The following is a 26,009-nucleotide window of genomic DNA, read 5'->3' on the forward strand; positions in this document are numbered from 1 at the left end:
AATAAAGTTTCTAATATAAGACATAAATTAGAATGCAAGCTTTAAACCTACACTAACAGTACGCATAAGTGGATAGCTTAAGAGGTTATCTTGCTCAGCATCACCCAATTTTCCAAGATGATCCAGTGTGAACAAGTTGGTAGCATTCACGTAGAAATAAACACTACTTAATCGCAATGCACGTGTAACGGAATTTGCAAGTTCATATCCTACCTGAACATTACGTAGACGCAAGAAGTTTCCATTACGACGCCAGAAGGTTGAAGTGCGATAATTATTGCTGAAATTCATCGTTGACAAACGTGGGTAGGAAGCATCTGTATGTGTTGGAGTCCAACTATCAAGTGCTAAATTAGATGCTGTACCGTTGTTTTGGAAAGAGTAGATATTCGCTCCACGGAGATAGATATCACGCTGCGCAACACCTTGGAACATTACACTGAAATCAAAACCTTTGTACTTAAAGCCTCCACTAAACATGTAATTCCATGCAGGGACAGTACTATTACCAATAGGATGAGCATCATTCTCATCAACTACCTGGTCATTGTTATAGTCTTTATACTTGATATCTCCAGGTGCAACACGTCCAAAACGAGGTTGCGGAAGATTAGCATTAAGTTTTCCATTGCTATCGAAATCATTTGCTGTATAGTAGCCATCAGCCTCTAAAACAATAGGTTTCCACACAGAATTACCCTTCTTATAAAGGTAGCTTTCTGGCTTAACATCTTCTCCCTGCTCATCAACACGACTCATAGCATACCATGTTCCAGCCTCAGCAAAGTAAGAAAAGTTATCACGAACCTTACCCTGATAACGTGCTTTGAGCTCGAAACCGTGGTTTGTCACTTTACCCACATTCATCAAAGGTAGTATACTACCATAAGAAGCTCCAACAATACCCAATACTTGCGCATAAGGATAAGCAAGTATATCAGACTGCACCTCATGGAAGACATCAAAGTTGACAGAAAGATTTTTCCAAAGTGTAGCATCAATACCAACATTGAATACACGCTTCTTTTCCCATGTTACAAATGGGTTTGCCAAAGTCTTTTCTGTGAAACCAGAAGACTGCGAGCTACCTGTGCCGAACAGATAACTACCACTACCACCGTATGACTCATCATAAATATAGCGAGCAGAAGTCTGATTGTTACCAGTAAGACCATAAGAAGTACGCAACTTCAAGAAATCAACCCATGACAAAGACTTCATAAACGATTCGCTACTAACGACCCATGCTGCTGACATTGCTGGGAATATTCCAAAACGACGACCACGTGCATAGTTATCTGTACCCATATAAGAAGCTACAACTTCAGCAATATAACGTTTCTGATAATCATAGGACAGACGGCCTGCAAAGTTCACATAACATTCGTCATCACGTACATCATACACCTGATAACGGTCATTGTGCATCAACAACATAGCATGAACACCATGATCTCCAAACTGACGCTGATAATCAATCTGACCTTGTAAACCTATACGTGACTGACTGGTTCTGAAGCCTTCTGTAGCTGTCAAAGCTGCATCTGAGCCATACTGAGTATAATTGTAAACAGGGTTATTTTGTGCATCAACACCTGTTTGAGCCAGAGAATAACGTGCGTAGTCACGTGTCTTTGGAGATGATTCAGCCATAAAGTTGTAATAACCAAACATTACCTTGGCACTCAAACCGCGAACGAGCGCACTGAAGTCATACTGCAAACCAAAGATAACCTGCAACGAACGAGAGTTCTCCTTATACAAGCCTCTGTTCAAAAGATTTGCAACAGGATTGGTATACAATGATGTTCCACCAATACTTCCATTCGGATTGTAAACAGGGAAAGCATTAGGGGGAGTCGTCCAAACAGACTTCAAATAATCATCTGCACCACCAGCACCCGGTGTTGTCTTCTCTGCAAAGCTCACACCTGAATAAAGGAACGTGCGGAAATACTTTGTGATATCAACATCTAGATTTGCTCTGAAGTTATAACGTGCATAGTTTACATTGGCATTCTCTCGTTGCTTTGAATCTGTTCCACGATAAATACCATCATTATGCATTAATCCAGCCATTACATAGTAGTTCAGACCACCGCCACCACCACGGAAAGACAATTCGCCCATCGTCAGTGGTGTGGTATTCTTATACAACTGATTCTTCCAATTTATATTTGGATAAAGGTATTGATTGCTTCCTGACTGATAAGCAGCAAGTGCTTCATTCGTATATAAAGCCGCTTTTCCATCATTCTCAAGTGCTTGATTATACAGGCGTGCATAATTGTAAGCATCCATCGGTGTATCCATGATTGTTGGCATTTGGATACCCGTCTGCATACGAAAACCTATCTTAGGAGAAGAATGATAACCCTTCTTTGTAGTAATCAACAAAACACCATTTGCACCTCTTGAACCGTAGATAGCCAAGGCTGCAGCATCCTTCAATAAAGATACCGACTCTATTTCTTCGGCAGAGATGTTATCTAATGGAGCTTCAAAACCATCAACAAAGACAAGCATCTGCTGCTTGCTGTTGAACGAACTTACACCACGTGTGAACATATTCTCCATATAGAAGTCGTAACCAGGCTCACCCGATTTCTGTAGAATCGATAGTCCAGGAAGCATTCCCTTTAACGAGTTACCCACCGTTGGTGATGTAATCTCCATGAGACGCTCACCCTTTACGGTAGAAATAGCAGCCGACTGTGTTTTTGAAGACTGTACACCATAAGCTACATTTACGACTGTTGTATCAGTGATTTCTTGTGCATATCCAGAAAGACTGGATAGCATAAGAGCGCCTCCTATGATATGAATCTTATATTTCATTGTTCAATTATTTTACATTAAGATTTACACGTTATTACCATCCAGGGTTCTGAATGAGATAGCCCTTATTGACTTCTTTCTGGTCAATAGCATACAAGTAGCAGTTATCATTCCAAAAACGGTGTTCAAACACATATGGTTGATAATGGATATGTGTCTTATTACCGTCTGTTGAATTAATCTTCAAGCCATAAAATTTACCCTTCATCACTCCTTCGTCACCAGCGATAAGCCATCTTCTGATATCCCAGAAACGATGATCTTCAAATGCCAACTCTACTGCACGTTCATTACGAAGCTTTGTTCGGAAAGCCTCCTGCGGCATACCTGCAGGGAAGTCTGGCATACCTGCACGTGCACGAACAAGGTTAACAGCATCGTAAGCTGCTTGTGAAGGTGTACTCTCATATTCGTTAAGTGCCTCAGCATAATTCAAATAAAGTTCTGCCAAACGGAAAACAGGCCACTGTACATCGGTAGAATTACTGCCATTTACATGTAAACTACGTGGAACCCACTTATGAAGCAAATGAGCTGTACGGTCCATAGCAGACTTCTCAGAACCTCCGTCGAGGAAGTTGATAAATGGGATTTCATCATTCCAGCTACTGCTATGATAAGCAATAGTTTGCTTGAAACGTGGGTCAAGACTGTTATAAATATCAATGAGGTTATCACCACCATTCATATTCCAATCAGCAGGCTGACCATCTGCGCGCTTCTCATAACGCTGAACAAAATTGAATGTTACATATAAACCTGCATCTCCCCATGCCTTGTTCATAGCCCAAGTAGGCAAGTTTGCAACCAAAGGACGATTTGTTGTCTTGAAGTTTCTGTACTTCATATTACCTAAAATGATTTCCTCATTATTAGGAATAGTCCATACATCTTCATAGTCTTTCTCCGGGTTACCAGTATTATGAATCTTATAATGTCCTGAAGAAACTGCTGCATCAATAGCTGCCTTAGCTGCATCAGCTGCCTTCTTCCAACGCTCTTTATCATAGTTTCCATAACCAATGAGGTCTTCGTGACCAGGGAATGCCATATAAGGTCTGTTCGTATTGAACAATGGACTTGCTGCATAGAGTAGAACCCTTGCCTTCAAAGCTAAGGCTGCTATGCGCGTAGCACGACCTAACTTTGACTCATCAGTATAGTAATCAGGGAGAAATTGTGTTGCTCTATCACAGTCAACAAGAATAGAATCAACACAATCAGAGAACGAATTACGAGGACGTTTTGAGAAGTCTGTTGGATCAATCACCTCTCTTACGATTGGCATACCACCATATCGACAGACACCTTCCCATAACAGCATGGCTCTCATAAAATAAGCTTCGCCAGTAGCACGCTTATTAAATTCAGGGTCACCTTCATCAAAAGGCACTTCATTAATACGCTTTAAGATAAGATTTGCAACACGTGTTGTATGGTTTCTTAAATAAAAGCGACAATCTTCGTCCCATGTAAAGTTACTATTTGTATGGTTGCCTGCATTCCATGCAGCATTGCCCATCGCCCAAGTTGCAACATCTTCTCCCTCATCGCAAGCTGAAGCTAAGGTCGAAGAAGACAACAAACGACGATCTGTATTAGAACTACTCATACAAAAGCCATAGGGCATTCCTTCTGCATAGAGCGTTGTTAATAATCTCTCTGCATCTGCTCGAGTTGAGAAAACTTCATTCTCTCCATAGTCGACAGAGGGTGGAGTCTCTAAGTAGTCAGAACAGGATGCGAGCAAAATAGAAGCACAACTACATGCTATATATAAAAATTTCTTCTTCATACGAAAGGTTTTTAGAATTGAATATTTATACCCATGTTATAGATTTTCTGCAATGGGTAGGTATTAATCTCAGTTGCTCCTCCTCTTGATGGAGCCTCTGGATCCAAGTCAATAACATCTGTCCAAGTAAACAAGTTTGTTCCACTAATGAACACTCTCAAACTTTCCAATCCCAATGCCTTGAGCTGCTTCTTATTAAAGGTATAACCTAACTCTAAGTTTTTCAGACGCAAATAGTTAGCATTGCGAATCCAGAAGTCTGAATCCTGATAGTTGTTATCAGTATCACGTGATGGACTCATTGACAAACGAGGGAAACTAATGTTTTCACCACGGTCATAACGGTCTTGTGTCCAACGTTCCAAAATCAAAGTCTTAGCACTATTATGGGCATTGATGAATGGCCACAATGCACGACCAAAGTACTTAATAGAAACGTGTGAGGCACCCTGGAAGAGTGCTGAACAGTCAAAGCCACGCCAGTTAAATCCTGCAGAGAATCCATAGATTATCTCTGGAGTAGGTGAATAACCGATTGGTACCATATCATACATATCAATCTTTCCATCCTTATTTACGTCAACATAGCGGATATCACCAGGTTGCAAACGATTACCATTCCAACTGCTTACAGGGCGGTCGAGCGCATTGATTTCTTCCCAAGAATTATAAAAGCCATTAGAGAGAAGACCAAAGAACTGACCTACACGACGACCTGTACGCATCTGATAAGCATACTTTTCTGGAACTTCATCTTGGAAGAGAATCTTATTGCGCGCAAAAGAATAGTTGAAACGCCCCCAGTAGTTGAAGTCGCGTATCTTATTACGATAGTTTACGTCAAATTCGAAACCAGAGTTCTCCATCTCACCCATATTGTAAGCTGGCAAAGAAGCACCAATCAACATTGGCGCACTGTTTCGATTTGAGAGGATGTTATTACGACGCTCCTTAAAGTAATCAAACGAAACTGTCAAATGATTCTTGAGGAAGTTCATATCAACACCAAGATTCAACTTACGAGCTTTCTCCCATGTCAACAATGGGTTACCCAAACGTTTTTCCTCTATCATCTGCGAATAAACAGGGTTAGCTGATGAACCAAAGTTATAACCAGAAAGGTTTCCACTTGTTGAGCCATAAACAGAAGGCAGATATAAGAAGCGGTCACCACCAATCTTATCATTACCTACTTCACCATAGGTTGCTCTCAATTTCATATAAACAAGCCAATCATTCTTTGGGAAGAAAGGTTCTTCACTGACTACCCAACCTGCAGATACAGCAGGGAAGAAACCAAATCGACGACCTGCAGCAAAGTTCTCTGTACCATTATAACCCATGTTAAACTCTGCCAAATAGCGACTGGCATAACCATAGGTCACACGACCTACAATACCTTGATAGGCATTAGGCACATGATAGGCAAGGCTTGGTGAGTAATATTTACTCTGATTATAGAGCAAGAGAGCAGTGGCATGATGCTTTCCAAATGTACGATCAAAGTGGATTCCAGCCTCGAAATAAACCTTTCTGTTCTTTCCGTAATTGAATCCTCCACCCCAAGTACTTTCTTCGTTTTGTGGTACAAGGATGATATTCGTTGGATCACTTGGGTCTACCTTAGGAACGAAAGTCTGCATGGTTTTCACCGAGAGACGTTTACTGTAGTAATAGCTGTCATAAGAAGTACTTGCATGAACTGAAAGACCTTTCAACAATAAACGTGACAAATCATAGTCAAAACGCAAAGTTGAGTTAATGGTGTTAGCATAGGTATTGTTATAACCATTGTTCAACAATGCCTGCCATGGATTCTCATCATCAATAGTATTCTCAAGACGTACTAACTTTCCATCTACCATACCTGGAGTACCCAATGGTGTTGCCCAAGAAATCTCTTTCCAAAGTTCACTATTACCAATACCTGGAGTACGGATATTATTGATTTGTGTTGACAGTTGTACAGTTGCCTTAAAGTCCTGTGTGATATTAAAATCGAGATTTGAACGGAAGTTATAACGTGTGTCAGAAGCATTCACATCGTGATTACGATCTATCTTCGTATATTTGTACATACCTCCTTGATTGAAGAAACCAGCAGAGATAAAGTACTTCATACGATCTGTACCACCTGAAATATTGAAGTTGTGCTGTGTACGGAGAGAAGCCTTACGCAAGAACTTACCCACCCAGTCAGTACTTGGATGCATAATAGGGTCTGTTCCATCACGATAGAGCTGAATATCTGCTTCGGTAAAGCGTGGAACATAAGATGTACCCTTTGTGTAAGCATCATTTTTCAAAGCTTCATTATACATCTCACAATACTCTGCACTATTTAAATAATGTGGTAAAGCTGTAGGTGATTGAACTGCGAAATTACCAGAATAACTCAAGTGTGGCTTACCTTTCTGACCTTTTCGAGTTGTTATTAAGATAACACCATTCGCACCACGTACACCATAGATAGCAGTAGCAGAAGCATCCTTAAGAATACTTACCGACTCAATTTCATTAGGGTCGAGTCCATTGTAATTTGGACGCTCTACACCATCAATCATTACTAAAGGGGCTGTGTTGTCTGAGAACGTACTCACACCACGAATCAAAAGGGTTGAGTTGTCTTCACCCGGCGCACCACTTCTCTGCATAGCAATAAGTCCTGGCATCTTACCGACCAACATATTACTAATATTTGCCTGTGGGGTTTGTACCAAGTCTTTTGTTGACACTGATGCAATAGCACCTGTTACGGTTGCCTTCTTCTGTGTACCATAACCTACGACAACAACTTCATTAAGGGCTTGTGCTTCATCTTCCTTTAAGGTAATCTTCAGATTAGCACCACTCTTCGCAGCTACCTCACGAGTAGCAAAACCAATGTATGAAATAGAAAGTACGCTATTTGCTGGAGCTTCTATCGTAAACTCTCCATCGGTATTCGTAGCTGTTCCTATCGTTGTTCCTTTTACAAAGACACTCGCACCGATGATTGGATCACCATTTGCCTCAAGAACAACACCCGAGATTTTATGCTTCTCTGGTGTATACTGTTCCCGCTCATTAATAGCTACTGCCTTTTTTTGTTCAGAACTCTCAACTCTTTCCTTTACCACAGGGGCAAGGCTTAATACAATAGTATTATTGTTGAAAGAATATTGAATTCCATGAGGAGAAAACACATGTGTAAGGGCTTTCTCTAAAGGCCAGTTCTTACATACCAATGTTACTTTCGTCTTAGAGTTAAGTACATTGTTACGATACACAAATGTGTAATTCGTTTGTTTTTCAACTTGCCGAATAAACCGACTGATTTCTTCGTTTTGGAGATTTAGGCTCACATTACCACGCTGCGCCAACAACATTGTCGGTATAAGTGATAATACCATAACCAACAAGCAACGCAGAAGGAATCTCCTTCTTGTTTTTAGATTGTTTGCCATATACTATGTTTTTAGTTATAAGGGTTTAGATATAAAGATTTATTCTATGATTATTGTTCCATTATCTGTATGATAATTAAATTTATACTGCATCTTCAACGAACTAAGTACACTTTCCAATGATTCATTATAGAAGGTACCCGTGAGGAGGTCGTTAGCTAACTTCTTATTACGAAGCTGAATGCGTACGCCATACCAATCCTCAATTTCATGTAACACCTCAGCCAACGGCTTACTATTAAATGCCAGATAGCCTTCTTTCCAACGTGCATCAGTTGTCGCATCATTGTCACAGATTTTAAACTGATGCGAAGCAAGCTTATAGATTGATTTCTTTCCTGGATAAAGACGATAATCTTCTTTCAGCGCCTCTGATGTAAGTCGAACGGCACCAGAGAACAAGGCTGTCTCAATGGCATCTTCGTGATAGCGTACATTGAACTCGGTACCCAAGACTTCAATTTGCATATCGTTTACCTTTACACGAAATGGGCAAGAGGCATCTTTCGTTACATCAAAAAAAGCTTCACCTTTTGTCAACACCACTTCACGATGTTTTTGAGGTACTACATTATAACATAATTGGCTATTTCCATTGAGGGTTACTCGCGTACCATCAGGCAAGGTTATCGTACGCTTACTACCCGCCTTAACACTTACATAAGTGTAAACCGGAGCCGAAGGAGCCAATGAGTTTATCCACCAATAACTGCCACCTACCAATGACAACATCAAAACGAACATCGCCGCATAGCGCAAGAATCTGCGAACACGTGCCTGACGTTTCTCTTCTTTCACATTAGCATAGATATTTTGCAAGATTCTTTGCTGTGACTCACTACTCATCTTTACAGACTCTGACGATGTAGATAAATCATCACACATTAAATCCCACAACTCCTCATCTGATGTGAGCGGAACCTTATTTTTCAATAGCTCAAAATCCATTTGAGATATTTGTCCCGATAAATATTGCTTATATAATTCTTCGAATTTCTTTTCCATACGTTTTTAGCTTATATGATGTATACGTATAGATATGAAGATAATACCTAAAAATAACTTTTATTAACAAGCAACGTAAATTCAACAAGCAATTATGAAAAAACAAAAAAGGTTCTTCCGTTAAATGTATGGACGCGTTTCGTATTAATTTAATGGAAGAACCGAAGTTACTCTTTAAAAAAACATTGCTAAAACAGTCATCTATCTTTCCTATTATCATTCTCTAACATTGAAAACCATTTCATTTTAAAACCTCGAAAATCGACATATAAGTACTTGAAAAATCATTACATAATTTCGGATAAAACATCTATAAAGGACGGCAAAAACACATATAAAAAGCAAGTTTGCAATCAACAGAGAATCAATTAGTTACAGAGTAGTAAAATAAAAGGTGCTTAATTGGACTTCAAAAGGGCATTAGTAAGACCTCAAAAGGGCACCTATTGCAACTCAATTGGCCGTTTTTTAGAAACCAAAAGAGCATATATAGGTTACGAATCAGATAAAAATATTTTACATATATCGATTAATAAGAGAATATGCCGTTTGGTAAAGCCAGATAGAGATAGTATATATTTTCATTTTCAGCATATTATCTTGTAGTTTAGAATGCTATCTTGACAACTCTCTTCTAAATATTTTTAAAGTAGATGTAAGATAGTTTTTTACAGTCTGTGAAGATAAGTTCAGGGACTCTGCAATCTCTTGAATGGGCATATTCTTTTCACGACTCATCTCGTAAATCTGACAAGCACGCTTTGATAACAGTTTCTTTACCTGCCGAATTCTATCAACCGACTCATGGTAATCAAGCTGTTCTTCTGGTGTTGCAAATGAAGATACTTTATCACATGCTTGACGATAGTCCTCAAAATCAAGCTGTGCCACCTGCTTCCTAAAACTATCAATAATTAAATTACGAGCAATGGTAAATATCAAGGCATTTACATTACCATAGCAATCTAATTGTTCACGCATATTCCACAATTTCATAAAAGTTTCTTGAACGATATCTTCTGAAAGTGAAACATTCTTTGTCTGCGCCAATATGAAGCTATATAACTTATTCGAGTAATACATATACAATTCTGAGAAAGCCTCATAAGAACCTTCTCTCAACTGCATTACCCACTTATCATAAATGTCTTCCATTGCAATAGAACTTATTTGTCTTCGCACTAATCCAACACTTCTCACTCATACTAATTAGCCATTTAAATTACTATTTTTGGAGATAGGTTGATTAGTACTTAATATTGCTTAGCGATGCAAATATATACATATTCTTTTACAATCTATCACATTTCATCTTATTTTTTAAATTATATCGTAGACGAAAAGTCAATTAGCAACAAAGAATAAAGTTTCATATCTAAAACTAATTATCTGAAAATAAATGCGTTATACAATCTACCAAGTTATCTTCAGCACATTTACGAATCAAAAAATAAATTCATCTAATGAGCCTTGACTCAATCTTTAATAGAAAACACCTCCCTTTAAGTCATCTCCCCTTTCTATCGTCCCCTTTCTCTTATATCAAATTATTTTCAAGCAAAATACTACAACACCTCTTAAGTTAACCTTAAAGTGATTTATATTCGCATTGAAGGTTTCACCAGCTGCGGAGAAAAAAGACAAGTTCTTGGTATTCTTTTAAATTTCTGCAACTTTTATATTCCTATTAACAGCAACTTATCACTTTCTATAGACAATAATTTAATTTCCTGTCACTCCTGTCACTACCAAAAGAGACACAAGTTATTCATTATCAAAGCCTTTACAAACAATGTTAAAATGACAGGAAATGAATTTTAAACTTAATAGTACGATTAAATATGAAAGTGAGTTCTGAATAAAGGTTTGAGTGAGTTCTGATTTATACGGTTGTCTTTTCCTACCCTTTGGCTACCCGTAAAAACAAAATAGGCTGATAACCAGCAAGTTACCAACCTATATTTGTACCCAGACCCGCATTTGAAATATTAAATATGGGAACATTTGAATTAATTCTATTAAACCTTACAATTAAATATAAATCACTTGTAATCAACGAAATAAAGAAAAGCTATATTTATTCTGATTGAAAATAATAAAAATATATTTAGGATAATTGGGAACAATTTGGGAACAAATTAGTATCTTTGCAACAGAACTAAAAACAACGATTATGAAGGTTACCGCATTCATTCGCAAGACAGCAAAAAAGAACGATACAGATAGTATGGCAACAATCTATTTTCGCTTGCGTGATGGTAAGAAAGATATTAAGGCTGCAAGTGAACTTGTTATCAATCCGAATCATTGGAGTAGTGAGAAGCAAGGGTACAAAGACCGTGTTGCACTCGTCTCAGAAGAAAACAAGCTGCATTTATCTCAAAGTATTCAAGATATTGTTTCTGCAATTACAGAGCAATATTCTGAAGAAGCTGATAGTGAATGGTTGTCTATGATTATCGACAAGTATCATCATCCTAATCATTACAAGACTGAAGAGGAATTGATGCAGGAGAATAAACCTACTTTACTGGAACTATTCTCTAAATTCCTTGTAGAACATAAGTTATCCGCTGTGCGGGTAAAGAACTTCAAGGTTATTCAGCGTTCGTTAGCACGATACGAAATGTATGTAAAAACAGTTAAGCGTAGACATCGTGATTTTATTCTTGACGTAGATGATGTAACCTCTGACACTTTAAGGGATATGTGGGATTTCTTTGAAAATGAGCATATCTATTATGAGAAATATCCAAAGTTGTATGAAGCATTTCCAGAGAAGCGTATCCCATTGCCAAGAGGTAAGAACACTCTGATAGATAGATTTTCTCGCATAAGAACATTCTTTATATGGTGTTATGATAGAAAGATAACAACAAATCGTCCTTTCGATGAGTTCCCATTAGATGAATGTACCTATGGAACACCTTATTATATTACCTTAGATGAGCGTGACCAAATATTTGATGCGGATTTATCTGGACACCCACAGCTTGCTATTCAACGAGATATTTTTATTTTTCAAACCTTGATAGGTTGTAGAGTTAGCGATTTATATCGGCTGACCAAGAGAAACATAGTCAATGAGGCTATAGAATATATTCCTAAAAAGACCAGAGAGGGTAATCCTGTAACAGTTAGAGTACCCTTGAATAGCAAAGCAAAGACAATATTAGATCGCTATAAGGACTACGGGGGTGCAAAGTTATTTCCATTTATATCAGAACAAAAGTATAATGTGGCTATCAAACGCATTTTTCAAGAAGTAGGTGTAGATAGGATTGTAACGATCTTAGACCCTTTGACACATGATGAAGTAAAACGCCCTTTGTACGAGGTAGCAAGCAGCCATTTAGCAAGACGCACATTCATTGGTAATATCTATAAGAAGGTAAAAGACCCGAATTTAGTTTCCGCATTATCAGGACACAAAGAGGGGAGCAAAGCCTTTAGACGGTATAGAGATATTGATGAAGAAATGAAGAAAGATTTAGTAAAACTTTTAGACTGATTAGGCTATGAAAGGAAGTTTTGAAGATTTCAAACAACTTATAAAAGAGTGGCTTGATGCACATCCTAAAGAGTATGGTTCATTTGTTGAAGAAATGAACCGAACAAACAGTGCAGGGTTTCAGAAGGTGTTCATGTTAGTAGTGAGGTTAGTTCCCAAATACAAAGATGCTGTCAAAAAGAGAATGTCTGATGATACCTTGAAAGACTTTTCTTCCTTGGAAAGCATCTTGACTAATTCAAATCTTGCAGAGAACTTGGTAAATGAGTTCCAAAACACAGATAAACACTCTATAGTACCAGCTATGCTCGCATGGCTATATTATGGCAGAAGCTACGAGTGTATGGTAGAACAGGGTGAGAGCCTTATTCATAATAGTAAGACTAATAGAGTTCATAGATGGATTTTGTCGTTATTAGTCAAATACATTATTCATAAAAGTATATCTTCTGGAGAAAGAACCAAGGAAGATTGGGAGGAATTTAGATTGTATAAGCATTCCCTATCCACAGATACTGTTATTGAATCAACGTTGGAGAAAGCTATAACTTTTGGTGATAACAAGAATACTGGCACCAACAAGAAACGTGGCAGACCAAAGGATGAAAGGAATTTGAAGGAACTTCTTAAACCTGGAGCAAACGAAGAGTTGCTTTCTAAGATAAGGGATAGGATATTAACCAAGCCAAAAGAGAAAGATATTGTTTATCTCAAAATTGCTTTGGAAGAAGAGGGCTTGCTCTACGAATGTAATATAGCACCATTCTATAGAGCATTGTCCGAGCATTATAATATTCGTTTAATAGGACTTCGTGGTGTTCAGGATGCCTACAAAGAGCTTACTGAGACTATTGGAAAGACAGGAATAAGGTTGATGGATAAGGGAAAAGATCGTGCTTCGATAGATGAATTTAAGACCTTTCTATCCTAATAACAGTTCGTTTAATTCGTTTAATATTTAAGCGAATTAAACGTTTCGCAATTCGTTGAAAATCAATCATTTTACGATATAAATTTGCAGTCGTCATCTCAATCGAGGTGGCGACTTTTTGTTTGCAAACCACCGACAACAGGAAGTCAAACAAGCTGGTGGAGTCTAAAAAATATGACCGATATTTTATCTATCATTCAAGGCTCTAACGCACATGTGCGATTAGAGGTGTCTGGTGAGGATTTGTTGGCATTTTCCAACGACCTTATTAACCGTGCGAAAGACGAACTTACATCTATCGTTGAAGAATCACGGAAGGAACGTTTCCTTTCTAAGGAAGAAGTTAAACAACTATGTGGAGTCTGTGATGCTACCTTATGGCATTGGGGTAAGAAGAACTATCTGAAGCCTATAAAGGTAGGGAACAAGGTCAGATACAGAATGTCTGATGTGCAGAAAATCTTAGGTAACGCAACCTCAAAGATCTAATACTATGGAAAAGGAAGAATATATCCGAGTTGGTACCACCTTATATAAATTGGTAGACCAACCCAAATTAGGAGGTGGCTTTGTACGCAAGCGTATCGTGTGGAACAACGAAACGCTGCGCCAAGACCACGGAAAGGACTTTATGGCAAGTGTACCTAAGTACAATGGTTTCTGTACCTTGCCAGACCATGTGAACTATCAACCAGTTGTAGCAAACTTCCTCAATCTCTATGAGCCGATAGACCATGAGCCCAAAGAAGGAACATTCTCACACATAGAAGCCCTTGTATCGCACATATTTGGTGAACAGTACGAGTTAGGAATGGATTATTTGCAGCTGCTCTATCTAAAACCCATTCAGAAATTACCTATTCTTCTATTGGTATCAGAGGAGCGCAATACTGGTAAAAGTACTTTTCTCAACTTCCTTAAAGCCATTTTTAAGGACAATGTAACCTTTAACACCAATGAAGACTTCCGCAGTCAGTTCAATGCCGACTGGGCAGGAAAGCTCATCATCGTAGTAGATGAAGTGCTGCTTAACCGTAGGGAAGACAGTGAGCGACTAAAGAACCTAAGTACCACACATACCTACAAGGTGGAGGCCAAAGGAAAAGACCGCTCTGAAATAGCTTTCTTTTCCAAATTTGTACTCTGCTCCAACAACGAGTATCTCCCTCTTATCATAGACATGGGAGAAACCCGCTATTGGGTGAGAAAAATAGAAAAGCTGCAATCTGATGATACGGATTTTCTCAAGAAGCTCAAAGAAGAAATACCTGCCTTCCTATTCTTTCTCCAGCATCGCACACTAAGTACCCAAGAAGAAAGCCGTATGTGGTTCAATCCTAAACTCACGGAAACACCAGCTTTAAAACGAATTATTAGGAGCAATCGTAACAAGTTGGAGATTGAAATGGCAGAACTTGCCATTGACATCATGAAGCAGATGAATATTAAAGAGTATTCTTTCTGCCTAAACGACATAGTTACGCTACTCAACTATACGCAAGTGAAAGCTGAGAAAAGTCATGTGCGAAAGATAGTACAAGATATTTGGAAATTGCAGCCAGCAAGCAATACACTTTGCTACACCACCTACCAGATAGACTTCAATCGCCCAAACTATTATTCCGATGTAAGGAGAATGGGCAGGTACTACACCGTCACTCTCGAACAACTTTCAGAGAAATAAATACTATTATTTTGATGAAATGATGAAACAAGAATATAAGCTACTGAATATAAGGAGAATAAATGCTCATCAGAAATCCATCAGAAATAAATCATGGATGAAGTGTATAATTGCTGTCCAAAAGAGAAATAGTGTACTATGGTGCCAAGTTTCTCTTTTGGTAAGTAGTAAATCCTGAGAACATAGAGTAGCGATTTCACTACTTCCTGAAGTAGCAAGCACTTTTGTCTGCACAAAAGTACAACTTGCTCCCCAAGAAAAAATATCTTATCTGGTAAATAGTGATAAGATGAAACCGTGAAATAACGGAGTAAAGATATAAGGAAATAGTTGCACAAGCATCACTTCCCCTTTAGTCTATTTTTTTGATGAAGAGTTGATGTATAATATAAACACTCATTATCAAGCACTTACAAGTAAACGCATCAAATCATCAATTTTCTAACAACATCTAAGCCGTACAATTATGAACATTGAAACAGCAAAACATATCAAATTGCAGGACTTTCTGCAAAGTATAGGGCATACACCTATCAAAATTAGTGGCGAGAAGTTATATTATAAATCGCCATTTAGAAACGAAACACAGGCATCATTCAAGGTAAACACAAAGCTCAACCTTTGGTATGACTTCGGACTTGGCAAAGGTGGTAGTATCATCGCACTTGCAGAAGAGTTATATCATTCAAGAGATATTTCCTATCTGCTTGTGCAAATAGAAAAGTTAGCTCCAGGCATATCCACTATGAACTATCACTCCTACCAACCTACAAGGATTGCTACTCCAGAAGAACCTGCTTTTAAGAACATAGAAGTCTGCGAACTATCTCACCCTGCCTTACTTCGTTACCTCGCGGAGCGCAAAGTGGATATTGCGATAGCTCAAAAGGAATGTGTAGAACTACATTTTACCTATAAGGATAAAACCTACTTTGCTATAGGCTTTGCTAACAAGATTGGCGGCTACGAACTGCGCAACTCTTTCTTCAAAGGCTGCATAGCACCTAAATCATTTACAATTGTCAAGGCACAAGAGCAAGCCAACATCTGTTTGATATTTGAGGGTTTTATGGACTACCTTTCTTATATGACCTTGCAAAAGCAAGGAAAGGGTATCTTTACCTTTAGTGATGGCAAGCCAGCTGGAGTTTCGGACATTATTATCCTTAACTCTGTCACCAACTTGCAAAAGGTAAAGAGCTTTTTAGCCTCCTACGCACACATCGTTTGTCTTTTCGACAACGATAGGGCTGGTCAAACAGCCTACGTTGAACTATCTAAAGAGTTAGGTGCAAAGGTAGAAGATGGTTCCGTGGCTTACTCAAAGTATAAGGACATTAACGACCTACTTTGTGACAAGCCTATTACCACTCAACAACAACGAAAGGGAAAAGGGCTATAACTCCTCGCTTGCTGCCCTATGGATATTTCACAAGCGAAATACCATAGCTCATTAGGGCATTTTCTTTACGCAGCCGTTACACTCCTATGCTAAAAATGACCAATGAGCAAAGGGGAAGCCCCTTTTGAAACCCCGAAAAGAATCATCAACCTAAACGTAAAAACAAATAATGTAAAAGGACTATGGGATACGCAGTATTACATTTAGAGAAAGCAAAAGGAGCCGACACGGGTATGTCTGCTCATATTGAGCGCACCATTCATCCTAAGAATGCAGATGATAGTCGCACTCACCTAAACAAAGAACTCATTGAGTTCCCTGATGAAATCCACTCTCGAAGTGAAGCAATTAGCCACCGCATCAATACGGCTGGCATTACTCGCAAGATCGGTAAGAACCAAGTACGAGCAATCCGTATTCTGCTCACAGGAACACACGAGGATATGAAAAGGATAGAAGGTTGTGGACAACTTGATAGCTGGTGTCAGGACAATCTACAATGGTTGGAAGAAACCTACGGCAAGGAAAACGTTGTGTCGGCTGTTATACACATGGATGAGCATACACCACATATACATGCTACGATTGTACCTATTGTTACTTGTGAGCGGAGGAAAGCCGAGAAAGAGAAAGAAAATGGTAAACGTAAATACCGAAAGAAGAAAGTTGGTACACCCAGACTATGTGCAGATGATGTGATGGCACGCAACCAACTAAAGAATTACCAAGATAGTTATGCCCAGCTCATGAATAAGTATGGCTTACAGCGTGGTATTGATGGATCAGAAGCCAAACATATCTCCACTTCTGAATATTACAAATCACTCATTGGTGCAACCGAGAACCTACAAAGTGAACTACAAACACTTGAATCAAGCAAAGAACAGCTTCAATCAGAACTTAAAGAGGTGAAACAAGGAATTAAAGTAGAGAAACTGAAGAGTTCTGCAGTAACTGCCACAACATCGATTACGGATAGTGTATCTTCTCTTTTTGGAGGTAATAAGGTGAAACGATTGGAAGAGGAAAACAAGCAACTTAATGCAGACAAGGCTACTTTGGTAGGGAATATCTCTACACTCAAAAAGCAAATGGCTACTTCTGAAATGATGCATCAGCAGCAGATGGAAACTATAAAAGACGAGTTCACCCGATACTCAATTAGCAAACAACAAGAGGAAAGAAAGTTGGAAGAACTTATTCCTTACCTTGCAGATCTCAAGGCTATCGTTCGTGAGTGTTTGCAAATGGGTTTTGCTACGCACTTGATACGAGCCATTTCATGCTTCAAAAAGGTCAGCTTTAGTGGTTCGCTTTACTCCAAGCAGCATAATCGCAAGTTTACTACCGAGCAATCTGTGGCATATATCAAGAATGTTATTCAACTTGAAACAAAGAACAAATGGCGGTTATTCATTGATGATTTGCCTGTAGTAGATTGGTTTAAAATGAAATACCAGCAATGGAAGAAGAAAAATGAGCAGAATATTTTTCAAAAAAGACATGGAGTAATGAAAATGTAATGTGCAATCAGAACCATATTTTTCTTATGAACGTTTGGAGATTCGACAACAATGAGCTATATTTGCAAATAAAAAGGAAACACTTCATATGAAACAGGCTGATTACATCAAACAAATTGCAAGATTTGCTTTAGCAAACGACAATGCTCGTTTACTTGATTTGCTGTATCGGTATGTAGAATATTCGCAGCAAAATAACAGAGGTAAATTTGCATCAGAGATACTTTCTATCATTAAAGATACTGATAGAAGAAATTCTTTAGGTAAGCTCAGGGAGTTTCGGTTGAATAAGGAAATTGAGAGTAAAGCTGATGAGTTTATCATACAGACAGTAATGTCTTCGTTTACGATGAAGGATTTAGTCTGTACACCCAATATTCAAGAAGAACTAGAGTATTTTATTAAGGAGAGAAAGCAAGTTGAAACTCTCGCAAAAATGGATATTCCTGTTTCAAATAAAATATTGCTTCATGGTCCGTCTGGATGTGGGAAGACGTTAAGCGCTTATGTTTTAGCTGGCGAATTGGATCGTCCATTGATTATAGTAAATTTGGGTACAGTAGTTTCATCGAAGTTAGGAGAAACAAGTAAAAATCTCACCCAAATATTTAAGACTGCAGACAAAGAAAAAGCTATTGTCCTGTTAGATGAGTTTGACAGCTTAGGTAAGATAAGAGATTATGATCAAGACCATGGTGAAATGAAGAGAGTTGTAAATACAATATTACAGTTGTTTGATTTCATCAGTCAAGACACAATCATCATAGCTGCTACTAATCAATTACAGATGATTGACGAAGCACTTATTAGGAGATTTGATTTGACAATTAAAATAGATTTGCCAACCCCCATACAGGTGCATTCCCTTGTTCAATATACGATTAAAGATCGGTTCAAATTTGACAATGAAAAGGCTAAAGAGAAAATTATTAACAAAGAATGCAACAATTTATCCTACTATGTTATTAAACAAGCCTTGCTTAATGCTATTAAGCGGAATGTATTAGATGGATATGATAACAATGTTATCCGAACAGAGATTTGGAAAAAACTCTTACACGACAAAAGGATTGGTTAATACCAATCCTTTTGTCGTGTAGACTATACTTCAGCTTGAAGAGTAGCCTGAGCAATAGCTTCTACAGTATTCTCCTGTTCTAGGTTGTCGTATAGACTATTGCCATCTATTTCAACAGAATGATTCTGTTCAATTGTCAAAACGAATGAGAAAGGGTGGTCTGTTCCAACTAAAAAATCACGTCCTGTACAACGAAAAATAATTGATATCTGGTTGCAAACCTTTTCAATTTCGTCACGACTTACATTTAAAATCTTTTTCTGTACATTTGAAAATATTTTGCTAGACGCTGGGTAAAAATCATCAGACCATGCTCCAACACTAGACTTAATAGCCATTCTATCATTATTGTCAGATGCTCTTTGTCTTGCATACTCTTCTGCATTCTTTCTTGGATCATCATGGTTCATGCTGTTTCCCAAATTGAAGGCAATATGAAATGGGCAATAAGATAAAGCATCGCCCCGTTTAGGATTGAACTTATAGCAGAGAGTAGCAGTTAAAGTTAGCAATGTACCTTTCTTTGAGCATTGGAGTAAATAACTTGGGATATTCAGATTTATGACCTTATGACTATCGAAATCTATTCTATCTTCAATAACAAATGTACAACGATTATCAGTAGAATCTAAACATTTAGAAATATTGGGGACACCATGACCTGAAATATACTTTGATAATCGCTCTGAACTGTATTTCTTGGACAAACGAGACTTCTCGTTGCGATCTACATTTGGATAAGAATTATTATCTAAAGCTTTTAAATTATCAATTGTTCTATCAAGATAATACGTTTTTATCGGGTCGGAACTATTAATCATCAGAGCCTTCACGGATTGCATGCTAAGGTTAGGATACTTACGAACAATTTTAGCTGCAATATTAGCTGCTAATGGAGCAGCATAGCTTGTTCCAGAGTTCTGTTCTATTTTCAAGCCAACTCCACCACGTCTCGGCGATAAGACCAGCATTCTTGATGCAACATCCAATTGATCACCACCAGGCATAACGATATCAGGCTTGAAGAGATTCTTATTTCTTTGGTTGTTCTTGAAGCGAGTTCCATTAATCAAAGAATTATAATCCATGTAATATTTACGAGAATAAAATGCAGGGAGTTCCTTGCTCAAACTCAATCCATGACTCCTCTGGCTTGCATTATAGTTTTCAGCGATAGCACCAACTGACATGTTATTCATACTTTCACTAGGCTCGCAGAGATTCATGCATTCACCATCATGGCATTTAGTTTCCTCCAGTGTTATAAATGGGTTATAATAATGATTAGGATACTGCAAAAATTGTTTTACCTTTTGACTTGTTCCTAGTTCAGCAGCAACATTCTGCATTTCTTCAATATCTTCTACACTAAGGTTTCCAACAGAAATGAAAATCAAAAGATCATATTCAAAAGCTAATTCGTCAAGTATATATGCGTAAGTAGAAATATTCTGATTGTATAGCTTCCCACGGACTGACATGGAGAGATTGAAGATGCGAACACCGTATTCTTGATTAGCCTTAATAATAGCATCTTTTATATCGGCTATATTTAAAGATCCAGTTTCACCTCTCTGAACTTTTATAGAAAAAATTTTTGCGTCAACATTGATGGTATCAGCATTAATATCTTGGTAGAAGTTATTTCCAAATGCAGCCAATGTCGCAACCGTAGTACCATGAGTTGAATCTGACATTAAATCAATCTCATAAGGATGCTGTTCTTCCTTGCTCGTCAAATCAAAGCCATCCTGTTCTAATATTGGATCTAGCACGGCTAATCTCTGAACACCCGTATCAATAACGCCTATCGTCGGTGCTCCCTCAAGCAAATTCAAAGTTGCATCCGATACTATCTCAGAATCTCCGAATGTGTTAGGACGTATGCGAACGTTATACAACGATTGAATACTTTGTATCACATCAAAATTATCCAATAGAACATCCAAGTCATCTTGTCTTATGAAATCGATCTGATATATTCCAACTCCTATCTTTCTGTATGTTATATCCTTTTTATCTAGGTATACTTCCATAGCCTTCTCTATATCCTGTTGTTTGTTCAACATTCTTGATGAATTTTCCACCAACTCAAGAAGCACATCATTGGCATCTCCATCTATAACAAAAGAATACTTCATAGAATTACTATCCCAATAGCTAAAATCAGCGATCAAAGTTAAGGGCTTATACTCCGTACTTTCGTCATTATCTTCTGCAGAAAAGGAATTGATTTGAGTTATAAATACATTATTAAATCGGTTTACATCAGCTATAGCGAACAGGACCGTCTGATTCATATTGGAGTAATTAAGTTCTGATAAACCATAAACCTCACAATATTCTTTTATCAAAGCACTATCAGCAATTTTCAAAAAGTTAATCGATAGCATATCGAAATGATCAACGTTTATTTCTTGTGACCTTAAGTTATGACGATTTTCCATAGCTCGCTCAAATTTAGCACGACAACGAAGAAGTTTCTCTCTCTGCTGATGATAGTTCTTAACTTCTCCTGAGGTTTCTTCCTCATTATTTCTACCTCGTGTTCGTTTAAATTCTGGGCAAGTGCCAAATTCATTCTTTAAAAACAGATGACTTTTACTCATTGTACAGAGAATTTTAATATTTACAAACTATTCTTATACACAAAATTAGTAATAAGTATTGAAAATACCATATAATATATAATTAATTTAAGGTGAGACCAATGTAATAGTGACATCTGATTATTAGGAATAATGATCCATATAGTGGACTAATGGTTAGCACTATTCTTGGCTCACATAATATATTAAAAATATAAGATGGCTAGCTTTGTGTGGTTGAATGGGAACAATTTGGGAACATTTGCAAAACAAGAAAAAGCTAAGTATTGAATAATCAATTACTTAGCTTTTTGCTTAGTACCCAGACCCGGGCTCGAACCGGGATGGGTTGCCCCACTGGTGTTTGAGACCAGCGCGTCTACCTATTCCGCCATCTGGGCATAGCTGTTGTTTGAACAACGGGTGCAAAGGTAGAGAGAAAATCTGGATTTGGCAAATTTTTGAGGAATTATTTAATGACAATACTTTGATTAATGCATATTTGTGGTATTTTACAATAAAAGATTTGGAGGTATGAGTTATATAAGGTATCTTTGGAGAAACAAAATCGGTTAGCTTAAATAGATAATGACTACGAAACAGAACAACTATTGCGTGATTCTTGCCGGAGGCAAGGGAAGAAGACTATGGCCCTGCAGTAGAGATAAACACCCAAAGCAATTTATAGATTTCTTTGGTGTGGGTCGTACTCAGTTTCAACAAACTTTTGACCGCTTTGCAAATATTCTTCCAAAAGAGAACATTTATATTAATACCAGCTGTGATTATCTTGACCTTGTCAGAGAGCAGTTGCCTGAAGTGGCAGCCGACCATATCATGGCTGAGCCAATCCACAGAAACACTGCGCCGAGTGTTGCATGGGCTGTACATCGTATTATGATGTTCGACCCTAAAGCTAATATCATAATATCACCTTCTGATCATAACATTGTTAATGATGATGCTTTCTTTCGTAATATCAAAGAGGGATTATCGTTTGTTGAGAAGAATGATGCTATACTGACAATGGGGGTTAGCCCTACCCGACCAGAACCTGGATACGGATATATTCAGAAGGGCGTCTACACGGGTAATGGAGATATTTATAAGGTGCAAGCCTTTACTGAAAAGCCAGACCGAGAATTTGCACAAATGTTCATGGATAGTAAGGAGTGGTGTTGGAATACAGGACTCTTCCTCTCTAACGTCAATTACCTTCGTCAATGTCTCTATGGCTTCCTCCCTTCTGTTTTACGTGCAGGTGAGATGGGCGGTAAGATAACAACGATAGAAGACGAAGAAGCTTTCATACATGATAATTTCCCACGCTATCCAAACATTTCGTTAGACCATGGTATCTTGGAGAAGTCTGAGAATGTCTATGTGATGAGGTGCGACTTTGGGTGGGCAGACCTTGGCACATGGCATGGTGTGTATGAGTCGATGAGCAAGCGAGAGGGAGACAATGTTGTTATTGACTCGGATGTTATCCTTGAAGATGCAGCTAATAATATCATAAAGCTATCCAAAGGCAAATTAGGTGTTATCAACGGACTCGATGGTTATATCATTGCAGAAAAGGACAATGTCCTTCTCATCTGCAAGAAAGAAGATTCTTCTGCATTGGTAAGGAAATATGTCAATGAGATACAGATAAAGAAGGGGGAAGAGTTTGTATAGCCCCCAACCCCTCCAAAGGAGGAAAGTAGCAAGTTTGGGTAAAGGTGGGTAGTTATTCATCATTCAGCAACAAGTGTTGTTGAATAATACAAATCTTCTTTATACACCGCACTATCTACAACATACATCCCAAAATAACCTTTATGTAGATAGATATCACAAGCGGTCTTATCTTTCCAGTCATAATCGAACCCACTACTAATCACGACATTTCGCTTCATGTTGGGAAGATAAAAGCTATAACAAGAAACATTATTGCTCCTTGACACTCTTCTAACTTTCCCTGTGAATATAGCCCTCTGCGTTATTATCTCTTTGTTACCATAATTAGAGTTGGGGTACAGAATAGCAAAAGAAACGAAACCAAATAGGAAATAACATAAGACAGGATTGAAAAACATGAGCAAGAAGAACATAGTCACACGATTATTCCCTCTTCTCCAACGCTTATTTGAGACAATGATTGTAAAACTTAGGATGGCATCCAAGATAACAAAAACCATTGTATGATTAATAGGCAATCCACTGAAAGGCATTAAGGTATAGCTATAAAGTTTGTTACCCATATTAAGAATTAAGAAAGCTACAACAAGGATAGTAATGAACAAAAGACTACCCAATACAATCCCAGTCCACATGCTTACACGTTCTTTCCAACCAAACAAGCCAAATCTCTCCCAGCGGAGCTTGTCATTAATCAACCAATCTGACCAATTATCATCCCTCATTTCCTTCATAGAGATTTTTTATAAGCAAAAACGGAGATATAACCCTTATGATATATCTCCGTTTTGTTCGTTTTCTGTTTCAGCAGCTATCACTTAATCCAATTCCTGGAAAGCCTTGAAAATCTTTGCTGCAATCTCCTTCTGCTCCTCAGCCTCAACCTGTACGTGATGCTTGAAATTAACATCAGCCTCACTGTTCATTGGCAAGAGATGGATATGTGCATGATTAACCTCTAATCCTAAAACGACCTGAGCCACCTTCTTACATGGAAAGACAGTCTTTATAGCACGCGCAACTTTCTTTGCAAAAACCTCAAAGGCTGCAAGTTCCTCATCTTCCATATCGAAGATATAGTCAACCTCCTTACGAGGAATGACAAGTGTATGTCCCTTTGTTACTGGATCGATGTCAAGAAAAGCATAGAACTGTTCGTTCTCTGCACACTTGTAGCTTGGAATCTCACCCGCTGCAATCTTACTGAATATAGTCATACAAACCTCCTTGTTTTGTTGTTATGCATCAATTGAAATCTTGTCAATGCGCAGAGTGACAGTACCACGAGGAATAGTGATTTCAACCTCATCACCCACCTTCTTATTCAACAAGCCCTGTGCGATAGGAGTCTTAATTGAAATCTTATTCTGCTTCAGGTTAGCCTCAGTCTCGCTGACAATCGTGTACTTCATCTTAGCATTTGTCTTTACGTTTGTCATCTCAACAGTAGACATAATCTGTACGGCATCAGTACTCAAACGTGACACATCAACAATCTTTGCTTGTGCCACGGTCATCTTCATCTCAGCTATACGCGCTTCAAGATGACGCTGTGCCTCCTTAGCAGCATCGTACTCAGAATTCTCACTCAAGTCACCCTTATCGGCAGCCTCGGCAATAGCAGTAGATGCCTTTGGACGTTCAACAGATTCTAAATACTGCAAATCGGCTACGAGTTTGTCGTAACCTTCCTGTGACATATAAGCCATAATATCTTGTTTTAAAAATTAATCGTTTTTCAATAGACATAAAAAAGATAGAATTCCAACATCATCTCACTGAATGCCGGAATCCCATATCCTTAAACGCCTTAATCTCTTTATTTTTTTTTGCAAAGATAGGCTTAAAAAATGACATAACAAAGTTTTAGAGGATAAAATTGCATTTTTATAAGCCTTATTACAACTTTTCTTTCAGACTTTACGTTTTCTTTCATTTTTTATTCAACTCTCTTTATACCAGACCTCTGCACATTAAGCTTTCTACACCTAATCATCGCCTAATCTTCCCACAAAATCTCCCCCTTCAACAATAGTAAAACCACAGCTTTCTTTTCCCTGAAATCACTTGCAAATATAAAAATGTCTATGCTGTCGGCAGCAGAAAGGTTTGTGCTGATGCTGCACGCAAGTATGGAGCAAATGAGATTATCGACTACCACAATGGTCCTATTGCCGAACAAGTGATGAAACTAACTAAGGGACGTGGCGTTGATCGTATCGTCATTGCAGGCGGAACAGTTGATACCTTTGCAGAAGCTGTCACCATACTCAAACCGGGTGGAACTATCGGTAATGTCAACTATCTCGGCTCTGGAGAAACGATTAATATCCCTCGTGTTGAGTGGGGTGTTGGTATGGGACACAAGACCATTAGAGGCGGATTGATGCCAGGTGGTCGTCTTCGTATGGAAAAGCTCGCCAAGTTGGTTACATCAGGTAGACTAAACCTATCACATCTTTTGACTCATCGCTTCAATGGCTTTGACACATGGAGGAATCACTTAACCTGATGAAAGACAAACC

Annotated in this window: 18 protein-coding genes and 1 tRNA gene; 9 read left to right on the plus strand and 10 right to left on the minus strand. The window is 38.2% G+C overall.

The window, feature by feature from the left end; genetic code table 11:
* Positions 1-27: 27 nt before the first annotated feature.
* The 5 genes from PMEL_RS06145 to PMEL_RS06165 all read right to left on the minus strand — a co-directional run bounded on the left by PMEL_RS06145 (position 28) and on the right by PMEL_RS06165 (position 10,239).
* Positions 28-2,838 carry a SusC/RagA family TonB-linked outer membrane protein gene (locus PMEL_RS06145; RefSeq protein WP_120174436.1) on the minus strand — a complete coding sequence of 937 codons (2,811 nt, stop codon included), beginning with the start codon at positions 2,836-2,838 and terminating at the stop codon, positions 28-30.
* Positions 2,839-2,872: 34 nt separating this feature from the next.
* A complete protein-coding gene (locus PMEL_RS06150; RefSeq protein ID WP_120174437.1) occupies positions 2,873-4,633 on the minus strand; it encodes a RagB/SusD family nutrient uptake outer membrane protein in 1,761 nt (586 codons plus the stop codon).
* A gap of 11 nt (positions 4,634-4,644) precedes the next feature.
* Positions 4,645-8,079 (minus strand): TonB-dependent receptor, encoded by a 3,435-nt coding sequence (locus tag PMEL_RS06155; protein ID WP_120174438.1) that lies wholly within the window; start codon positions 8,077-8,079, stop codon positions 4,645-4,647.
* A 39-nt stretch (positions 8,080-8,118) separates the two neighbouring features.
* Positions 8,119-9,084, minus strand: coding sequence for a FecR family protein (locus PMEL_RS06160; protein WP_120174439.1), 966 nt, complete (start codon positions 9,082-9,084; stop codon positions 8,119-8,121).
* Between the two features lie 615 nt (positions 9,085-9,699).
* On the minus strand, positions 9,700-10,239 hold the full coding sequence (locus tag PMEL_RS06165) for a sigma-70 family RNA polymerase sigma factor (protein ID WP_036920931.1): 540 nt from the start codon (positions 10,237-10,239) through the stop codon (positions 9,700-9,702).
* Positions 10,240-11,257: 1,018 nt separating this feature from the next.
* On the opposite strand from PMEL_RS06165, the gene PMEL_RS06170 reads away from it, so the two are divergent.
* The 7 genes from PMEL_RS06170 (at position 11,258) to PMEL_RS06200 (ending at position 19,213) form a co-directional block, all read left to right on the plus strand.
* Positions 11,258-12,595, plus strand: coding sequence for a site-specific integrase (locus tag PMEL_RS06170; protein ID WP_028898651.1), 1,338 nt, complete (start codon positions 11,258-11,260; stop codon positions 12,593-12,595).
* 7 nt (positions 12,596-12,602) lie between these two features.
* On the plus strand, positions 12,603-13,526 hold the full coding sequence (locus PMEL_RS06175; protein ID WP_120174440.1) for a DUF6043 family protein: 924 nt from the start codon (positions 12,603-12,605) through the stop codon (positions 13,524-13,526).
* Between the two features lie 174 nt (positions 13,527-13,700).
* Positions 13,701-14,015, plus strand: a complete 315-nt coding sequence (locus PMEL_RS06180; protein WP_028898649.1) for a helix-turn-helix transcriptional regulator — start codon at positions 13,701-13,703, stop codon at positions 14,013-14,015.
* 4 nt (positions 14,016-14,019) lie between these two features.
* The gene (locus tag PMEL_RS06185) at positions 14,020-15,210 is read left to right on the plus strand and encodes a primase-helicase family protein (RefSeq protein WP_004342658.1); all 1,191 of its coding nucleotides are present in this window, start codon (positions 14,020-14,022) and stop codon (positions 15,208-15,210) included.
* Between the two features lie 466 nt (positions 15,211-15,676).
* A complete protein-coding gene (locus PMEL_RS06190) occupies positions 15,677-16,612 on the plus strand; it encodes a toprim domain-containing protein (protein WP_120174441.1) in 936 nt (311 codons plus the stop codon).
* 182 nt (positions 16,613-16,794) lie between these two features.
* Positions 16,795-18,135 (plus strand): MobV family relaxase, encoded by a 1,341-nt coding sequence (mobV, locus tag PMEL_RS06195; protein ID WP_120174442.1) that lies wholly within the window; start codon positions 16,795-16,797, stop codon positions 18,133-18,135.
* A gap of 88 nt (positions 18,136-18,223) precedes the next feature.
* Positions 18,224-19,213 (plus strand): AAA family ATPase, encoded by a 990-nt coding sequence (locus PMEL_RS06200; RefSeq protein ID WP_120174443.1) that lies wholly within the window; start codon positions 18,224-18,226, stop codon positions 19,211-19,213.
* A gap of 23 nt (positions 19,214-19,236) precedes the next feature.
* Here PMEL_RS06200 and PMEL_RS06205 read toward each other — a convergent pair whose 3' ends face one another.
* Together PMEL_RS06205 and PMEL_RS06210 are read right to left on the minus strand one after the other, a co-directional pair.
* Positions 19,237-21,822 (minus strand): S8 family serine peptidase, encoded by a 2,586-nt coding sequence (locus PMEL_RS06205; protein WP_120174444.1) that lies wholly within the window; start codon positions 21,820-21,822, stop codon positions 19,237-19,239.
* A gap of 298 nt (positions 21,823-22,120) precedes the next feature.
* Positions 22,121-22,202 (minus strand) — tRNA-Leu (locus PMEL_RS06210).
* A gap of 187 nt (positions 22,203-22,389) precedes the next feature.
* On the opposite strand from PMEL_RS06210, the gene PMEL_RS06215 reads away from it, so the two are divergent.
* The gene (locus PMEL_RS06215) at positions 22,390-23,481 is read left to right on the plus strand and encodes a mannose-1-phosphate guanylyltransferase (protein WP_120174445.1); all 1,092 of its coding nucleotides are present in this window, start codon (positions 22,390-22,392) and stop codon (positions 23,479-23,481) included.
* Between the two features lie 59 nt (positions 23,482-23,540).
* Here the strand turns inward: PMEL_RS06215 and PMEL_RS06220 are convergent, their stop codons facing one another.
* The 3 genes from PMEL_RS06220 to greA all read right to left on the minus strand — a co-directional run bounded on the left by PMEL_RS06220 (position 23,541) and on the right by greA (position 25,193).
* Positions 23,541-24,218 (minus strand): hypothetical protein, encoded by a 678-nt coding sequence (locus PMEL_RS06220; RefSeq protein ID WP_120174446.1) that lies wholly within the window; start codon positions 24,216-24,218, stop codon positions 23,541-23,543.
* Positions 24,219-24,302: 84 nt separating this feature from the next.
* Positions 24,303-24,701 carry an HIT family protein gene (locus PMEL_RS06225; RefSeq protein WP_013264923.1) on the minus strand — a complete coding sequence of 133 codons (399 nt, stop codon included), beginning with the start codon at positions 24,699-24,701 and terminating at the stop codon, positions 24,303-24,305.
* A gap of 21 nt (positions 24,702-24,722) precedes the next feature.
* Positions 24,723-25,193 (minus strand): transcription elongation factor GreA, encoded by a 471-nt coding sequence (gene greA, locus PMEL_RS06230; protein ID WP_120174447.1) that lies wholly within the window; start codon positions 25,191-25,193, stop codon positions 24,723-24,725.
* A 353-nt stretch (positions 25,194-25,546) separates the two neighbouring features.
* Between greA and PMEL_RS06235 the strand changes: the two genes are divergently transcribed.
* Positions 25,547-25,996, plus strand: coding sequence for a zinc-binding dehydrogenase (locus PMEL_RS06235; RefSeq protein ID WP_317125172.1), 450 nt, complete (start codon positions 25,547-25,549; stop codon positions 25,994-25,996).
* Positions 25,997-26,009: the final 13 nt, after the last annotated feature.

The organism is Prevotella melaninogenica (assembly GCF_003609775.1).
In the GTDB taxonomy this organism is placed as follows: Bacteria; Bacteroidota; Bacteroidia; order Bacteroidales; family Bacteroidaceae; genus Prevotella; species Prevotella melaninogenica_A.

Excerpts from the sequence above, each read along its gene's own strand:
- greA (WP_120174447.1), bottom strand. The coding sequence starts at position 25,193 with ATGGCTTATATGTCACAGGAAGGTTACGACAAACTCGTAGCCGATTTG.
- PMEL_RS06155 (WP_120174438.1), bottom strand. The coding sequence starts at position 8,079 with ATGGCAAACAATCTAAAAACAAGAAGGAGATTCCTTCTGCGTTGCTTG.
- PMEL_RS06225 (WP_013264923.1), bottom strand. The coding sequence starts at position 24,701 with ATGACTATATTCAGTAAGATTGCAGCGGGTGAGATTCCAAGCTACAAG.
- PMEL_RS06205 (WP_120174444.1), bottom strand. The coding sequence starts at position 21,822 with ATGAGTAAAAGTCATCTGTTTTTAAAGAATGAATTTGGCACTTGCCCA.
- PMEL_RS06145 (WP_120174436.1), bottom strand. The coding sequence starts at position 2,838 with ATGAAATATAAGATTCATATCATAGGAGGCGCTCTTATGCTATCCAGT.
- PMEL_RS06215 (WP_120174445.1), top strand. The coding sequence starts at position 22,390 with ATGACTACGAAACAGAACAACTATTGCGTGATTCTTGCCGGAGGCAAG.
- PMEL_RS06190 (WP_120174441.1), top strand. The coding sequence starts at position 15,677 with ATGAACATTGAAACAGCAAAACATATCAAATTGCAGGACTTTCTGCAA.
- PMEL_RS06160 (WP_120174439.1), bottom strand. The coding sequence starts at position 9,084 with ATGGAAAAGAAATTCGAAGAATTATATAAGCAATATTTATCGGGACAA.
- PMEL_RS06150 (WP_120174437.1), bottom strand. The coding sequence starts at position 4,633 with ATGAAGAAGAAATTTTTATATATAGCATGTAGTTGTGCTTCTATTTTG.
- PMEL_RS06170 (WP_028898651.1), top strand. The coding sequence starts at position 11,258 with ATGAAGGTTACCGCATTCATTCGCAAGACAGCAAAAAAGAACGATACA.
- PMEL_RS06200 (WP_120174443.1), top strand. The coding sequence starts at position 18,224 with ATGAAACAGGCTGATTACATCAAACAAATTGCAAGATTTGCTTTAGCA.
- PMEL_RS06165 (WP_036920931.1), bottom strand. The coding sequence starts at position 10,239 with ATGGAAGACATTTATGATAAGTGGGTAATGCAGTTGAGAGAAGGTTCT.
- PMEL_RS06180 (WP_028898649.1), top strand. The coding sequence starts at position 13,701 with ATGACCGATATTTTATCTATCATTCAAGGCTCTAACGCACATGTGCGA.
- PMEL_RS06175 (WP_120174440.1), top strand. The coding sequence starts at position 12,603 with ATGAAAGGAAGTTTTGAAGATTTCAAACAACTTATAAAAGAGTGGCTT.
- mobV (WP_120174442.1), top strand. The coding sequence starts at position 16,795 with ATGGGATACGCAGTATTACATTTAGAGAAAGCAAAAGGAGCCGACACG.
- PMEL_RS06185 (WP_004342658.1), top strand. The coding sequence starts at position 14,020 with ATGGAAAAGGAAGAATATATCCGAGTTGGTACCACCTTATATAAATTG.
- PMEL_RS06220 (WP_120174446.1), bottom strand. The coding sequence starts at position 24,218 with ATGAAGGAAATGAGGGATGATAATTGGTCAGATTGGTTGATTAATGAC.